At 71.5% G+C, this 15,874-nt stretch carries 9 protein-coding genes and 3 pseudogenes; 4 read left to right on the top strand and 8 right to left on the bottom strand.

Annotation, left to right across the window (positions count from 1 at the left end; translation table 11 throughout):
* The first annotated feature begins 2 nt into the window (after window positions 1-2).
* The 3 genes and pseudogenes from ACPT94_RS10075 to ACPT94_RS10065 form a co-directional block, all read left to right on the top strand.
* Entirely contained in the window at window positions 3-2,942 is a 2,940-nt protein-coding gene (locus ACPT94_RS10075; RefSeq protein ID WP_425245676.1) for a hypothetical protein, read from the top strand.
* Window positions 2,943-3,728: 786 nt separating this feature from the next.
* Window positions 3,729-5,150: a DEAD/DEAH box helicase gene (locus ACPT94_RS10070; protein WP_425245675.1), complete on the top strand. Its 1,422-nt coding sequence runs from the start codon at window positions 3,729-3,731 to the stop codon at window positions 5,148-5,150.
* Window positions 5,151-5,202: 52 nt separating this feature from the next.
* A pseudogene (locus ACPT94_RS10065) lies at window positions 5,203-5,699 on the top strand (PIG-L family deacetylase); the annotation flags it as partial.
* A gap of 248 nt (window positions 5,700-5,947) precedes the next feature.
* Here ACPT94_RS10065 and ACPT94_RS10060 read toward each other — a convergent pair.
* Window positions 5,948-7,672: an acyl-CoA dehydrogenase family protein gene (locus ACPT94_RS10060; protein ID WP_425245674.1), complete on the bottom strand. Its 1,725-nt coding sequence runs from the start codon at window positions 7,670-7,672 to the stop codon at window positions 5,948-5,950.
* Between the two features lie 101 nt (window positions 7,673-7,773).
* Window positions 7,774-8,346, bottom strand: coding sequence for a PadR family transcriptional regulator (locus ACPT94_RS10055; RefSeq protein ID WP_425245673.1), 573 nt, complete (start codon window positions 8,344-8,346; stop codon window positions 7,774-7,776).
* Between the two features lie 360 nt (window positions 8,347-8,706).
* On the opposite strand from ACPT94_RS10055, the pseudogene ACPT94_RS10050 reads away from it, so the two are divergent.
* A pseudogene (locus tag ACPT94_RS10050) lies at window positions 8,707-8,793 on the top strand (GNAT family N-acetyltransferase); the annotation flags it as partial.
* Between the two features lie 446 nt (window positions 8,794-9,239).
* On the opposite strand, the gene ACPT94_RS10045 reads toward ACPT94_RS10050, so the two are convergent.
* The 6 genes and pseudogenes from ACPT94_RS10045 to ACPT94_RS10020 all read right to left on the bottom strand — a co-directional run bounded on the left by ACPT94_RS10045 (window position 9,240) and on the right by ACPT94_RS10020 (window position 15,861).
* A complete protein-coding gene (locus tag ACPT94_RS10045) occupies window positions 9,240-10,142 on the bottom strand; it encodes a TIGR03619 family F420-dependent LLM class oxidoreductase (protein ID WP_360331575.1) in 903 nt (300 codons plus the stop codon).
* 545 nt (window positions 10,143-10,687) lie between these two features.
* On the bottom strand, window positions 10,688-12,211 hold the full coding sequence (exaC, locus tag ACPT94_RS10040) for an acetaldehyde dehydrogenase ExaC (protein ID WP_425245672.1): 1,524 nt from the start codon (window positions 12,209-12,211) through the stop codon (window positions 10,688-10,690).
* 97 nt (window positions 12,212-12,308) lie between these two features.
* Complete coding sequence (locus tag ACPT94_RS10035; RefSeq protein ID WP_360331569.1) at window positions 12,309-13,604, bottom strand: GAF domain-containing protein; 1,296 nt, start codon at window positions 13,602-13,604, stop codon at window positions 12,309-12,311.
* A gap of 79 nt (window positions 13,605-13,683) precedes the next feature.
* Window positions 13,684-14,283: an N-acetylmuramoyl-L-alanine amidase gene (locus ACPT94_RS10030; RefSeq protein WP_360331566.1), complete on the bottom strand. Its 600-nt coding sequence runs from the start codon at window positions 14,281-14,283 to the stop codon at window positions 13,684-13,686.
* A pseudogene (locus ACPT94_RS10025) lies at window positions 14,241-14,634 on the bottom strand (hypothetical protein); the annotation flags it as partial. The gene ACPT94_RS10030 and the pseudogene ACPT94_RS10025, both read right to left, overlap by 43 nt.
* A gap of 18 nt (window positions 14,635-14,652) precedes the next feature.
* Window positions 14,653-15,861, bottom strand: a complete 1,209-nt coding sequence (locus ACPT94_RS10020) for an ROK family protein (protein ID WP_360331564.1) — start codon at window positions 15,859-15,861, stop codon at window positions 14,653-14,655.
* Window positions 15,862-15,874 lie beyond the last annotated feature (13 nt).

Genomic DNA, 15,874 nt, shown 5'->3' with positions numbered 1-15,874 from the left:
CGATGCCGACCGCACCCCGTCCCCAGAACACAGACGAGCTGTACCAGGCGCTCCAGGAGAACGACCAGCGCCCCTACGGCCGCACCCGCACCGTCACCGCCGAGGAACTCGTCGACGCCGCCGAGCAGTTCGCGGAGCCCGTCCCGCTGATCCACGCGCTCCTCGAACTCCAGGAGGCGTACACCTACGGCTCCGAACCCCGCAAGTCGCCCGTCGTCTTCGCCCGCCTGCTCACCCTCTTCGACGAGCAGCCCGACGTCTTCGACGAGCGCCTGCGCCACATGCTGTTCTGGCGGTTCAAGTGGGTGGCCCACGCCCTGCGCCAGCTGCCCGAGATACCGCTCGCCAGCCTGCGCCAGTGGCTGACGGAGATGCGCGACCGCTACGAGAAGGCCGGCCTCGGCCTCCAGCCCTACTACGGAGCGGCCTATCAGCTCGCCGCCCACGTCGGCGAGGACACCACCCTCGCCTACGAACTGTGGGCGGGCCGCACCCGCACCCGGCTCAGCGACTGCGAGGCCTGCGAGATCTGCCAGCGCGCCCGCCACCACCTCAGGGCGGGCGACGACGAGCGGGCGCTGCGCACCTGGGAGCCCGTCCTGGCCGGGAAGGAGTCCTGCCAGGAGGAGCCCGCCCGCTCCTTCTCGTACGCGCTGCTGCCCCTGCTGCGCACCGGCCGCGCCGACCGGGCCCGCGAACTGCACCTCGCCGGCTACCGCGGCTGCCGCCGCAACCCCTCGATGTCCGGGGAGGTCGGCCGGCACCTGGAGTTCTGCGCGCTCACCGGCAACGAGGCTCGTGGCCTGGAACTGCTCGCCGAGAACCGCAACCTGTTCGACGAGGTCGACTCGCCGCTGGACCAGCTCGACTTCCTCACCGGCGTCGACGTCCTGCTCCAGCGCGTCGAACTCCTCGGCCACGGCGAACTGCCCGCCGCCGGATACGCGGGCCGCACCTGGACGGTGGCCGGCCTGCGCGCCGAGGTGCGCAGCCGCGCCGACGACCTCGCCGCCCGCTTCGACGCCCGCAACGGAACCACGGCCCACACCGACCGCCGCAAGGCCCGCCTCGACCGGGCGCCGCTCCTGGACGAGCTGGAACTGACCCTGCGCACCCGCAGCCTCGACGACGTGGCCCCGGCCGCCCCGGTCGCCGCGCCCACCGGCCGCACGGCCGCCACCGTCCCCGACTCGCTGCCCGAACTCATCCTGCAGGCAAGGGCGTTGGAGGAGCAGGGGCACCCGGACGCGCAGGCCCGCTGGGCGCGGCTGCGTACGCTGGTCGCCGCCCGCGACTACGCCCACCCCGACGACCCGGCCGTGGGCCCGCTCGTCCGGCTGCGCGCGGACCTGCTGGCCGACGAGGGGGGCCGGGCGGGCGAGAAGGACGAGTTCGCCGACGCCGTCGCCCTCCACGAGGAGGCCGCGGCCCTGTACGACGACGCGGGCCTGCCGGGCGACGCGGCGCTCGCCCGCGCCTGCGCCCTGCTCGCCGCCGCCGAGAACTCCGCGGAGGGCGCCGACGGAACCGAGGCGAAGGCCGCCGCGCTGACCGCCGCCCACGCGTCCATGGTCCGCCTGCACGAGGAGACGCCCGGCCTCGCTCCGTACCAGGAGGCCCGCCTGCTCCGGCTGCGGGCGACCACGCTCGGCCTGCGCCTGCAGGCCACGAGGAGCGAGGAGCACGTCGCGCCGGTCTTCGCCGAGGTGGACCTGCTGCACACGTTCGCCACCCGGCACGACGTCGTCGGGCAGGTCTCCGGCGCCCTGCTGCTGCGGGCCAGCACCTACGCCATCTCCGGCGACCTGCCCGCCGCGGTCACCGAGATCGACGCCCTCCTCGACCGGCTGAAGGCACACGGCCCCGCCTGGCACCTGCCCCGCACGCTCGGACTGCGCGGCCGGCTCCAACTCGGCCTCCGGGACGCGCAGGCCGCGTACGCAGACCTCGCCGAGGGCCTGCGCCGGGCGGCCGACTGGCCGGCCGACGCGGTCGACACCACCCGCCTCCACGGCGACCTGGCCGAGGCCTGCATGCACCTGGGCCGTCCGGAGGAGGCACTGCGGCACCTGACGCGTTCGGCGGAGGTGGCCCTTCGCCGGGGCAGCCGGTTCGACGCGTTCTGCACCTACAGCAACGCGGCACAGCTCAGCCTCGACCTGGACCGCGTCGAGGACTGCATCGCCCTGCTCGACTCCCTGCTGGCCGAACCGGACGTCGCCGCCGGAGAGGTGGACGACCGGCTCGTCGCCCAGCTGCGCCTGACCCGCGCCCGCGCGCTGCGCGCGGGGGAGGACCTCAAGGCCGCCACGGCGGAGTTCGTCGCCCTCGCGGCCGAGTCGGCCGGCTGGGACGACGACCCGGGAAGCCATGCCATGATCGCCGCGGAGACGGCCGTACTCCTCGGCGAGTCCGGTGAGTTCGGCCGGGCCCGCGAGGCCGCGGACCAGGCACTCGCCGCCCACGCCCGGGCCCCGCGCTACGAACAGCTCAGCAACTGCCTGCGCGAACTCGCCCGCCTCCAGGCCCAGCAGCAGGGCCCCGACGGCCTGGCCGACGCCCGCGCCTTCCTGGACGACGCCGGCCGGATCGCCGACGAGGCCCGCGCCGCCGAGTACGAGGCCCACGGCCGCTCCCTGGACACGGCGCTGGCCTATGAGCACGGGCGGGTCAACGCCTACGCCGGCGCGTACGAGGACGCGCTGGCCGCGCTGGAGAAGGCCGTCGCCCTGCTCGGTGAGCCGGGACCGGAGGACGACCGCGCAGGCGAGTGGGCCGAGTGCGTCCGCCTCGCGGGTGTCGTGGAGGGCGTCTACCTGGAGCGCCCCGCTCCCGCCCTCACCCGCGTCGACGCGGCGGTCTCCCGCCTGACCGCCCTGGGCCACACCGAGGAGACCGAGCCGCTGATCTCCTTGGCGGCCCGGCTGCGCGACGAGGAGTGACGCGTCGGAGGACATGATGCAGACGCACTGGGCTGCGGCTGCCATGAGCGCCGCCGCATGGCTGGGCCGCCACCCCCTGGCACGACAGGAAAACCACCAGGAAAGGCCATCGGCCGCACATGGCATTTCATGAAGCAGAAACGGACGGAGCGGACCGGGCTCGCGGTGACCACCGCCGGGTTCGCCTTGCCCGGGGGCGTTCGACTGGCCGGCGTCACTGCGCAACCCCGGGCCCTGCGGTGAGTGGGATGATCGAGAGGCGTTTGACCGGCGAAAAGGCAGGTCAGGCGCCTCTCTTCGGGCGTCTAGAAGAAGCCCGGCTTCTTCGGCGAGTAGCTCACCAGCAGGTTCTTCGTCTGCTCGCGGTACACGGCCCAGACCGCCCCTGACCTGCAAAAATGAGTGAAATGGCCGGAGGAGTGGCGAAGTTGGTCCGCTCCTGGTCCGGATAGGTGGCGGGGCGGTGCCGGGTGTCGACGCGGGCCCCGTGCCACCACACGGCGCAGGTCGTCAGAAGCGTGTTCTGGCGTCCACGAGGTCCAGGCGCGGGCTGTTTTCACAGGTGAAGGCGTTGTGGTCCAGGCGCGTCGGGACAAGCCGCGCAGGCAGGTCCGGCTGTCGTTCCTCGGCTGAGCGGCGCGGCCATGGGAGACCCGGGCGGCGTGCCCCGTGCTAGCGTTGGCTGTTTGCAGCGTCGCTGTGTCGGTGCTCCGTTCGGGGGCCCTGGCCGGTGACCGCGTCCCTGCCGCGCCTTCCTCGGTACGGTCCCTTCGAGGAAGGCTTTCTGTGAGCGAATCAGCACGTGTCGATGCCCGGCAGCAGGACTGTGTGTCCGAGCCGGCGGGCGCCACTTCGGCGCTGCCCACGGTGGCGTCCTTCGCACAGCTGGGGCTGCCGGCCGAGGTTCTGCGGGTGCTCGACGAGCACGGTGTGACTGTGCCCTTTCCCATCCAGGCTGCGGCCCTGCCGAACGCGCTCGCGGGACGGGACGTCCTGGGCCGGGGCCGTACAGGATCCGGCAAGACGCTCGCCTTCGGCCTGGGGATGCTTGCCCGGACTGCCGGGCAGCGCGCGCAGCCCAAGGAGCCGTTGGCGCTCGTTCTGGTCCCCACCAGGGAGCTGGCGCAGCAGGTCGGTGAGGCGCTCACCCCGTACGCCGCGGCGCTGCGGCTGCGGCTCGCGACCGTGGTGGGTGGAGTGTCCATCGGACGGCAGACCGCCGTGCTGCGGGACGGTGCCGAGATCGTCGTCGCCACGCCCGGCCGGCTGCACGACCTCATCGAGCGCAAGGCCTGCCGACTGGGACGGGTGCGCATTGCGGTCCTGGACGAGGCCGACCAGATGTCTGACATGGGGTTCCTGCCGCAGGTCACCGAGATCCTGGACCAGGTGCGTTCCGACGGGCAGCGGATGCTGTTCTCCGCCACCCTCGACAGCGACGTCGACCAACTGGTGCAGCGCTACCTACGCGACCCCGCCGTCCACTCCGTGGACCCCTCGTCCAGCGCGGTTCCCACGATCGAGCACCACGTCTTCGTCGTGCACGGCCCGGACCGGTACGCCGTGACCACGGAGATCGCCGCCAGGGACGGCCGCGTCCTTCTGTTCCTGGACACCAAGCACGCCGTCGACCAGCTCACGCGCCATCTGCGGGCCAGCGGCGTGGCCGCCGCCGCCCTGCACAGCGGGAAGTCCCAGCCGCAGCGCACCCGGACTCTGGCCCAGTTCAGGAACGGGCAGGTCACCTCGCTGGTGGCGACGAACGTCGCCGCACGCGGCCTGCACATCGACGACCTCGACCTCGTGGTCAACGTCGACCCGGCCACCGACCCGAAGGACTATCTGCACCGCGCGGGCCGCACGGCTCGGGCCGGCCGCCTCGGCACCGTCGTGACACTCGTCCTGTCGGGACAGCGCCGCGCGACGAGCCAGGTCATGGCGGACGCAGACGTCGCTCCCAAGGTCACCAAAGTGCGGTCCGGCGAGGCGGAGCTAAGCCGGATCACCGGCGCCAAGGCCCCCTCCGGAGAGCCTCTCGACGGCGGGCCGGCCGTATCGCGCCCCAAGAACCACAACGCCCCGTTCCGCGGCCTGGGCAGCGCCAAGGACGCGCAGAGCGGCTCCGGTGGCAGGTCGTCCCGCAAGAGCAGCGAGGCCCGCAAGCTCGCGGAGGCCCGCAAGGCGGCCCGGGTGCGGCGCGGCGGCTGAGCCCGGCTTCCCGGACCGCCGGGGCGGCGTCTTTCGTCCACGCTGCTGGACGGAGGAGGGCGCTGCCCGACTCGCGGAGCTCATGCGGCACCACCGACCCGATGTGGTCGTCACCTACGACGAGAACGGCTTCTACGGTCACCCCGACCACATCCAGGCGAACCGCATCACGATGGCGGCGCTGGCGATGACGGTGCCGACACCGAAGGTGTACTGGACGACGGCGCCCCGCTCGGTGATGCAGCGATTCGGGGAGGCCATGCGCGAGTTGGGTGTGGACTGGCAGGAGCCGGATCCCGCCGAGGCCGCCGCGCTGGCCGAGATCGGACTCCCCGACGAGGAGATCACCACTTGGTGGACACCACAGCGTTCGGTGGTGACAAGTTCGATGCGCTGGCCGCACACGCCAGCCAGGGCGAGAACATCTTCTTCCTCAAGATGGGCCAGGAAAGGTTCACCGAGTTGATGGGCGTCGAGACCTTCGTACGTGTCCAGGACACCACCGGCGCGGCCCTGCCCGAGAACGACCTCTTCGCCGGACTGCGCTGATCCGCCCGTCTTCAGGGGCCTGCGAAAGCTCATGGTCGGTACGGCTGCATCGAGTGTGCTCGCACACCTCGAGGCTTGTTCACGTGGGGTCCGGCTCCGGCGGCCCTTGATCACCAGGATGGCCCTGCTCGGCAGCGTGACGGTTACGAGGACGCCTGCCCCTAGCCGGTCAGGTCCGTTGAGCGGCTCTGACCGACCGGTGGCCGGGCACTGCGCGGGCCCCGCCACCGGTGATGCGTACGGCCCGGCTACGGGGCCATTTCGTACGCGCCGGACAGCGCCTCGACCCGCTGCCAGACTCGCTCCGTGCGCGCCTTGTCGACGACTGGCCGCCGGACCGAGCGCAGCGCCCACTCCTGCTGCTGTTCGGTCGCCGAGTCCTTGCCGTGCAGTTCGATGGCGTGCCCGGAGAAGTCGCGTACGAGGACGGCGAAGAGTTCGTCGAGTACGTCCTCGTCGAGTCCGGTCAGGCCGGCCTGCTCCAGGACGAGCTGCCCGTGCACGACGAGCGCGAAGAGCTGGCCGATCGCGAGGACGAGGTCGAGGTCGCGGCTCTGCTCCGCGTCGGGGGCGGCCGTGGCGACGAACTCGCAGAGCGCGTCAGCCTGTTCGCGCAGGCGAGCGACGTTGGGCAGATGCGCGTACGCCTCGAAGGCCGGGCGCCAATCGTGGAAGCGCACCGAGCCGAGGCCGCGGGCCGGCCCTTGCCGGAACAGGAAATCGTCGTCGGCCGCGTCGAGGCGGGTCGGCACGCTGGGGTACTCGGCCGGGTCGAGGAGGTGGTTGCGCATGAACTTCAGGATCAGCGCCAGGTTGACGTGGACCGTGCCCTCCAGCTTCGGCAGGCTGCGGATCTCCACCGCTGCCTGGCCGAAGTAGTTGTCCTTCTCGAAACCCTTGGCGGCGATCACGTCCCACATCAGGTCGATGACCTTCTCACCCTCCGTGGTCACCTTCATCTTCGTCATCGGGTTGAAGAGCAGGTAGCGGCGGTCGTCGGGGCCGGCGGAGCGGAAGTAGTCGACGGCGCGGTCGCTGAACAGCTTCATGCCGACGAGCCTGACGTATGCGTCGGTCAGCTCGCGCCGCACGTGCGGGAAGGCGGTGACGGGGCGGCCGTAGAGGATGCGGTTGTGGGCGTGGGTGACGGCCTCGTACATCGCGTGTTCGCAGATGCCGATCGAGGCGGTGCACAGGTTGAACTTACCGACGTTGACCGTGTTGAGGGCGGCGTCGAAGGCGGCGCGTCCGGTGTGCAGGACGTCCTCGGCCGTTACGGGGTAGTCCTCCAGGCGGAACTCGCTGACGAACTTGGACGAGTCGACGACGTTCTTGACCAGGTGGTAGGCCGGGTGACGGCTGTCGGCGGCGAAGAACACGTATCCGTCGGGGCCCTCGACGTCGGTACGGCGGCCGAAGACGGAGACGAGTCCGGCGGCGTTGCCGTTGCCGATGTAGTACTTGGAGCCGGTGGCGCGGAAGCCGCCGTTGCCGTCGGGCTCGAGCAGCATGTCGGTGGAGTAGATGTCGGCGCCGTGGGACTTCTCGGACAGGCCGAACGCGAACACCTCTCCCTGGGCGAGGAGTTCCGCGGCGCGGGCTCGGGCGGCGACGTTGTCGCTCTGCCAGACCGGGCCGAGGCCGAGGATGCTGACCTGCCAGGCGTACCAGTAGTCCAGGCCGTAGAAGCCGAAGATCTCGTTGAGCGCGGCGATACGGGCGGTGTCCCACCGTTTGTCCGGCTCCCCCTCCCCGGCGGCGGACGACGGAGTCAGGAAGATGGCGAACAGGTTCTCCTTGGCGGCGAAGGCGAGGAAGTCACCGAGCCACGCACGGCTCCGGTAGTCCTCTATCAGCTGCCGCTTCCCGCGCTCCTCGAACCAGTCGACGGTGGCACGCAGCAAGCGGCGTGTCTCGGGGTCGAAGTGCGCGGGGTCGTACGTGCGCGGGTTGAAGAGCAGTTGGTCAGCCATGGTGAGGACCCCTTTCGGCTGGTGGACGGATGGCAATCGGAAGGTCTGGCGGCTGGAGGAGTCGAGGGGAGAGGAGGAGTCGTAGGGGGGTGCGGCGGTGATCAGCGGCTCGTGCCGAAGCGGGCCAGCGTGGCGAGCACGTCGTCCAGCCAGTCGATCATCATCCGCTCGTACGCGATGCCGCCGCGCAGAACGGCGTGCTGGAGCTCTCGCTCCGCGTCGAGCGGCGCCTCGAGAGCGGCCGCGCTCGCCTCGGGCCCGGTGAAGTCCCGCTCCTCGCCCGTGAGATAGTGCGCCAGCCGGTCCCGATGCGCCTGCCGGTGCCGCTCCACCTCGCGGATCAGGGCGGCCGGGTCGTCGAAGGCGGCACCGCGGATCTTCACTGCCAGGTCGTGGCGGACGCTCTCGGGCTCGATCGGATCGTGCAGCCACGAGGACAGCGCGGCCCGGCCGAGGTCGGCGACGGAGTACTCCTTCTTGTCCGGCCGGCCTTGCTGCGCGACGTCCCGGACGTCGACCCAACCATCGTTCTCCATGCGCTTGAGCACGCGGTAGATCTGCTGGTGGGTCGCGGTCCAGAAGTAGCCGATGGACCGCTCGAATCGCCGGGCCAGCTCATAGCCGGATCCCGGCTTCTCCAAGAGCGACACCAGGATCGCGTGCTCGAGCGCCATGACACCGATCGTGCTATGCAACTCGTTGCATAGCAAGTCTCACCGGCTCCGAGGCGACGCGGATCACCCTCCGGACGTGGCCCATGCCTCAGCGTCAGAGCTCCGTCTGGTGACAGTGGGTAGCCCTTTGCGGCGGATGCTCCGTCGGCCAACGCGGTCTCACCCGGCAACTATGACGTGACGGTCTCCGTCGGCGACGCTGCTTCCGTCGGGCAGACCGAGATGTGGGTGGAGGCCCGGCGCCTGGTGCTTCCGGTGACGAGGACGGCGGCCCGTGCCGTCGGTAACGTACTCGTTCACGGTCAATGAGCGGCAGCCGGAGGGGCAGCCGACCGGTCAGGCGCCAACGGCAACAAGGGCCTGGCGCAGATCCGCCAGGCCCTGATCGACGTGCGCGCGGACGCCTACGCGGACGCCATGGATGACGAGTTCAACCAGCGCTTCCCTTGCACTTCTTCCGGCGGTTGGTCGCCGACATGTCGTTGTCGTCATACACCTCGACAACGGTCCAGCCGAGTCGGGCGTTGAAAGCGCGGCAGTCCTTCTCCTGGCGCTTGACGCCGAGTCGGGCTCCCGCGCGGTCGCCGGAGACAGGTCGCGGGCGTGGGGACGCGTCGTCTACGACGATTCCAGCGGGAGCTGCCGGCGCAGTCCGGTGGATGCCTGGCGCGGTGGGCTGACGGGGGAAAGTCCAAGCAAGTGGCAGGTACTCCCAGTGCCTGGACAGAAGGCCGCAGGCATGCTGTTGTGTCCCGGCCTCGGGCCTGCGTCCGGATGCCACGGGCGGGGTCGTCCGGACGGCACTCCTCGTCGGTCTCGCCGCGTACGGCTCACCCTCCCCCAGGCGGACGGCGTCCGGAGCGAGCCGTACGACCATCGGATCGGTACCGCTGTCAGCCCTTCTCGACCAGGGCGATCAGCTCGGCGGCGTGGGCGATGGATCCGTCGACGCTGTGGACGGTGTACAGCGAGTCGACCATGAAGTGGTCGATCCCGGTGCGCACGTGGACCGCCTTGATGACGTCTGCGACCTGTTGCGTCGTGGTGCCCTCGTCGATGTTGACCCGCAGGACCGTGTCGATAGCGGAGGGGTCCCGGTCGGCCTCCCGGGCCAGCCGATCGATGAGCGCCCGCTGGTTCACCAGTCCGTCGATGTCCACATAACTGGGCACCACGACCAGCGGCAGCCAGCCGTCACCGCGCTCGGCGACCCTCCGCAGAGCGCGCTCGGACAGAGCGCCGAGATAGAACGGCGGGCGGGGGCGCCGGGCGGGCTTGAGGGGAGCGTGGTGCAGAGGCACCGAAATCAACTCACCGCTGTGCTGGGCCGGGTCGGTGGTCCAGATGGCGTCGAGAGCGTCGAGCAGTTCGTTCATCCTCGCGCCGCGCCGGGTGAAGTCCGTACCCGCGGCCTCGTACTCCTCCGGCGACCAGCCGATGCCGAACCCGGGCAGCAGACGTCCCTCACTGATGAGGTCGATGCTGGTGAGCGCTCTGGCCAGCTGCATCGGCGGATACAGCGGGGCAATGAGCACATGCGTGCCGAGCAGCACACGCTCGGTGGCGCTCGCCGCGATGCCCAGGAGTACGAACGGGTCTGCGGCCGCGTTGAGTTCGGCGGGGATGGTGGTGCCCAGCCCTCCGTACCCGATCTTCGGATTGACGGCGGCCAGGTTGCGGTCGCTCACCCACAGACTCCCGGCCCCCGCGTTCTCCACCTCGCGGGCGAACTCTGCGGTCCGGGCTATGCCTAAAGCCTGCTTATGGAACTGCGGAAGCGCAAAACCGATCTTCATGGCTGGTCCTCGCTGAATGGTCGCTGAATGGTCGTGGCAACCACCGGTAGTCCTCTCCGGCGACCGCCGCACGCCGGGTTTCCCCGGGAAGCGAAACGGCGGTCGGTGTGGTCGTCCACGACCGCCGTCGCGTTGAGGGTACATAAGTTGATGGCGCAACTATGCAGGTACCGCGATGTCGGCATGTCGCGAGACGAGGCTGGGCGACCAGTGCAGTCTCGTGGCGTTCAGGGGCGGAACCGAATGCGTACAGCTTGGCGTTCTCCACTGCGCCCCATCATGTGGCTCCATCTGGACTGACATCCAGCCAACTCCTCGACGTGTACCCGCGAGACGACCTGGCGAGTGGTCCGCGCGGCGGTAGAGCCGCCGGTGGATGGCGGTCTGGCCGGGCCTACACGGAACCCGTGGATGATCGCTGGTCAGAGGTGGGACACTGGTGGGAGAAATCGGGAGTAAGGCCGAATCTCGGCTCGTGATCCAGGTGCACCCGGAGATGGGCGCCTGACCGGCGCTTTCCCTGGTCAGGCGCCCATTTTCTACGTCTAGAAGAAGCCGAGCTTCTTCGGCGAGTACGACACCAGCAGGTTCTTCGTCTGCTGGTAGTGCTCCAGCATCATCTTGTGCGTCTCGCGGCCGATCCCGGACTGCTTGTAGCCGCCGAACGCCGCGTGCGCGGGATAGGCGTGGTAACAGTTCGTCCAGACACGGCCCGCCTGGATCGCCCGGCCCGCCCGGTACGCCGTGTTGATGTCCCGCGTCCACACCCCGGCTCCCAGGCCGTACGACGTGTCGTTGGCGATCTTCACGGCGTCGTCGAAGTCGTCGAACGAGGCCACCGAGACGACCGGGCCGAAGATCTCCTCCTGGAAGATCCGCATGCGGTTGTCGCCCTCGAAGACGGTCGGCTGGACGTAGTAGCCGCCCTTCAACTCGCCGTCGTACTCCGCGCGTTCGCCGCCAGTGAGAACCTTGGCGCCCTCCTGCCGGCCGATGTCGATGTACGAGAGGATCTTGGCGAGCTGGTCGCCGGAGGCCTGGGCGCCGATCATCGTGTCGGTGTCGAGGGGGTGCCCGGGCCTGATCAGCTCGGTGCGGGCGACCGCCGCGGCCATGAAGTCGGAGTAGTTGCCGCGCTGGACCAGGCCGCGGGACGGGCAGGTGCACACCTCGCCCTGGTTCAGCGCGAACATCGTGAAGCCCTCCAGGGCCTTGTCGCGCAGGTCGTCGTCCTTCTCCCACACGTCGTCGAAGAAGATGTTCGGCGACTTCCCGCCCAGCTCCAGCGTGACCGGCTTCAGGTTCTCCGCCGCGTACTGCATGATCAGCCGGCCCGTGGACGTCTCACCCGTGAACGCGACCTTCGCCACCCGCGGGCTGGACGCGAGCGGCTTGCCCGCCTCCTCGCCGAAACCGTTCACGATGTTCACCACGCCCGGCGGCAGCAGGTCCGCGACGAGGCTCATCCAGTAGTGCAGCGAAGCCGGGGTCTGCTCGGCGGGCTTGATGACGACCGCGTTGCCCGCGGCGAGGGCCGGCGCGAGCTTCCACGTCGCCATCAGGATCGGGAAGTTCCACGGGATGATCTGCGCGACGACGCCGAGCGGCTCGTGGAAGTGGTACGCCACCGTGTCCTCGTCGAGTTCGCTGAGCGAGCCCTCCTGCCCGCGCACCGCTCCGGCGAAGTAGCGGAAGTGGTCGATGGCCAGGGGGATGTCCGCTGCCAGCGTCTCGCGGACCGGCTTGCCGTTCTCCCAGCTCTCCGCCACCGCCAGCGGCTCGAGGTTCGCCTCCATGCGGTCGGCGATCTTCAGCAGGATGTCGGAGCGTTCGGTCGCCGACGTCCGCCCCCAGCCCGGCGCGGCCGCGTGCGCCGCGTCCAGCGCCCGCTCCACGTCCTCCGCCGTGCCGCGAGCCACCTCGGTGAACGGCTGCCCGTTCACCGGAGACGGGTTCTCGAAGTACTGCCCGCGAGCCGGGGGCACGTACTCGCCGCCGATGAAGTGGTCGTAGCGCGCCTGGTAGGAGACGATCGCGCCCTCGGTTCCGGGCGCCGCGTAACGGGTCATGGTGGCCTGCCTCCCTCAGCAGTGCTGCCCGCCGTTGGACAGCTCTCGGCGGGAGGCTAGGGACCCGGACGTTGCAGGTACGTTGCGCCGATCCCGTTCACCGGGGAGCGGACCGGGGAGCCGACCGGGGGCGGGTCCAGCCGGCCGTTGCCGTCAGCTCCGACTCCAGAGCGGTCAGCCGGGCCAGGACCGCGGCCGTCGGACGCGCCGCCGCCAGCGCCCGCCACACCTCGAGGTCGTCCTCGCCCCACGGCGCGTGCGCCCAGTTCCCCAGCAGGTCGGGGTCGCGGCGGGCGATCAGCGCGGCGCGCAGGCCGTCGGCGAGACGCTGCCTGAGCCGCACCACCGCCGGCGCCTGAGACGCCGGCAGCAGCGGTCCGGCGTACGCCGTCACGGCCGCGGTCACCGCGCCGGCCGCCAGCCGCCGTTCGACGACGGCGACGTCCGACTCGACGGGAACGGTGAGCCGGTACGGACGCGAGGCCAGCAGCCCGGGACCCAGGATCCCGCGCATCCGGGCCAGTTCGGCCCGCAGCGTCACCGGCGGCACCGACTCGTCCTCGTACAGCGCGCACAGCAACTCGTCGCCGGTGAGGCCCTCCGGGTGGCGGGCCAGCAGGACCAGGATCTCGCTGTGCCGGCGGCTGAGTCTGATCCTGCGGCCACCGTCGGTCAGGTGCGCCTCGTCCCGGCCCAGCGCGGACAGCCGCGGAGCCGCGGTGTCCGGCTCCTGCGGTGCGAGCAGGGCCAGATGGGACTCGGCGGCCCGCGCGACCGCCTGGACGAAGCCCAGACTGTGCGGATGGGCCAGTCCGTCACCCCCGGTGATGTCCACCGCGCCCAGCACCCGCCCGGTCCGCGGATCGTGCACCGGGGCCGCCGCGCACGTCCACGGCTGCACCCGGCGGATGAAGTGCTCCGCCGCGAACACCTGCACCGGCCGGTCCACGGCGACCGCCGTGCCCGGCGCGTTCGTCCCGACCGCGCTCTCCGCCCACCGCGCACCCGGCACGAAGTTCATCCGATCCGCCCTGCGCCGCGTCGCCGGGTGGCCCTCGACCCACAGCAGTCTGCCGTGCGCGTCGCACACCGCGAGGAGATGCTCCCCGTCGGCGGCGAACGTGCCCAGGAGTTCGCGGAACAGAGGCATCACCCGAGCCAGCGGATGCTCGGCCCGGTAGGCGCCGAGGTCACTGTCCGTCAGCTCCACGCTCGCGGTGCCGTCGGGTCCGACGCCGGCCCGCGCCGAACGCCGCCACGAGTCGGCCACCACGGCCCGCACCGGCCGCGGCACCGTGCCGGCCTCGGTGAACGTCTCGTGCGCGCGCCGCAGTATCCGCACACGCTCGGCAGGGTCGGCCCCCGGTTCCAGGGCCACCCAGGGATCGGTCAACTCGGCCTCCCGGAAGGCGATGCTGCTGGGGACATCGTCACTCCGGGGGTGCGCGGCGACAACCGTTTCGGACGTCCGCTCAGTAGGAGTTGACGAGTCTCAGGTAGCGGGCCCAGTCCCAGTCCGGGCCGGGATCGGTGTGGTCGGTGCCCGGTACCTCGTGGTGGCCGATGACGTGCGCCCGGTCCCTGGGGATGCCGTACCGGTCGCAGATCGCCGCCGTGAGCCGGGCGGACTCCTCGTAGAGGGCGTCGGTGAAGTAGGCCGGCCGGTCCACCCACCCCTCGTGCTCGATGCCGACGCTGCGTGTGTTGTAGTCCCAGTTCCCCGCGTGCCAGGCGACGTCGGTCTCACGGACGCACTGCGCCACATGACCGTCGGCGGAGCGCACGACGTAGTGCGCGGACACCTTCTTCCTGGGGTTCTGGAAGACGGACAGGGCCTTGGAGTAGGTGGTCTGCGTGACGTGGATGACGACCCGGTCGACGGTGTGGTCGGCGGGGCGGTTCGACGCCGTGTAGTTGGCGGGGGTCGCGGGCTGCCACTCGGCGAGCGCGTGGTCGACGGGCTGGGTGTGGGCGCCGGCCCGTGCGCCGGGGAGGACCGCGTACGGGACGGCCACGAGGGCGGCGCCCTTCAGGATCCGTCGCCGGTCGGGCAGGACTCTGGGTCGTTCCACGGGGAGGTGCCTTTCAGGGATCGGGCGAGCGGACGTCCGGGGTGGCTCGGCGCGTGTCGGTTCCCCGACGCCACGGCCGTCTCGCGCAGCCGCGCGGGCAGTCCGCGGTGTGCCTCGCGAGCCGGCGGCCGTTCCGTGTGGGCCGGACGCGTGTCGTTGGTGTCGCACGCACTGGCCAACGCCGACCCGACGGCCGGGGTTGCGGCGTGGCCGGCAACGCTCCCTCGACGTTCACCCCGACACAGCAGCTCACCCCCCGGCCCGCATCTCGGGCGTGTCCCTGTTCCCGCCGCGCGCGTCGGGCACCGGGGCCGAACGGACCTCCAGGTCGGCCGGCGCCACGCCCACCGTGCGCCCGCCGGCACGGGTTCAGCCCCGCGCCGCCACCGCCGCCGGATCGTCCAGCACGGCCCGCACCACGGAGTGCGCCGCGCCGAGCAACGGCCCCTCGGGGCCCAGCCGCGAGACGGACACGGGGCAGGGCGGGCCCGCGGTGCGCCGGGCGAGTTCGGCCTCCAGCGACGGCAGCAGCCAGGGCGCGAGACCGGCCAGGGCGCCGCCGAGCACGACTCCCTCGGGGTCCAGCAGATTCAGCGCCCCGGTCAGGGCGATGCCGAGCGCCGTTCCCGCCTCGTGCAGGGCCCGCCGTACGTTCTCGTCGCCGTCCGCGGCGCGTCCCGCGAGCAGGCCGACTCGGTCCTCGCCCAGCTCCAGACCGGCCGCGCGCAGCACCGCCTCCTCGCCGGCGTACTGCTCCAGGCAACCCCGCCCGCCGCACACGCACTGCGGGCCGTCGGGATGCACCGGCACATGTCCCAGCTCGCCCGCGAAGCCGCGGGTGCCGCGCAGCAGGGTGCCGTCGACGACGAGCGCGGCGCCGATGCCGATCTCGGCGGACACGTGCACGAAGTCCCGCGGGGTGTCGGCGCCGAGCCAGAGTTCGGCCAGACCGCCGAAGTTGGCCTCGTTGTCCACGGTCAGCGGGAACTCGCCGGGCAACAGCGCGCCCAGGTCGACGTCGTGCCAGTCGAGGTTGGGGGCGCGGACCACGGTGTGGGCGTCGCGGGCCACCAGGCCGGGGACGGCCACGGCGAGCCCGGCCAGCCACAGCCCCTCGCGCTCCGCCTCGGTGACGACCTCGCGCAGCAGCCGGGTGAGTTCCTCGATCACCGGTTCGGGGGAGCGGCCCCGGTTGGTGCCGTGCCGTACGGCGCGTGCCCGTACCTCGCCGCGCAGGTCGACGGCGCAGACCGCGAGGTGGTCGACGCCGACCTCGGCGCCGATCCCGGCCGGCCCGTGTCCGCTGACGGCGAGCGCGGAGCCGGGCCGCCCCACCCGGCCGGGCCGCTCCGGGCCCAGTTCCTCCAGCAGGCCGGTGCGTATGAGCTCGTCGACGAGGGTCGACACCGCCGCCCGGGTCAGGCCGATGCGTGAGGCGACCGCCGCCCGGGAGAGCGGACCCTCGGCGCTGACGGCGTGCATCACCCGGGCCAGGTTGCGGCGGCGCATGCCCTGCTGGGTGTCGGGCAGCGCGCGTGCCGGGCCGGTCGGGCGAGCCTCGTGCGGCGGTGCGGTCATGCCTGTGTCGATT

Origin of the sequence: Streptomyces aurantiaciflavus (assembly GCF_049808595.1) — a bacterium.
In the GTDB taxonomy this organism is placed as follows: domain Bacteria; phylum Actinomycetota; class Actinomycetes; order Streptomycetales; family Streptomycetaceae; genus Streptomyces.
The sequence above is the reverse complement of the archived record's forward strand: the minus strand, read 5'-3'. Positions and strand labels throughout refer to the sequence as shown.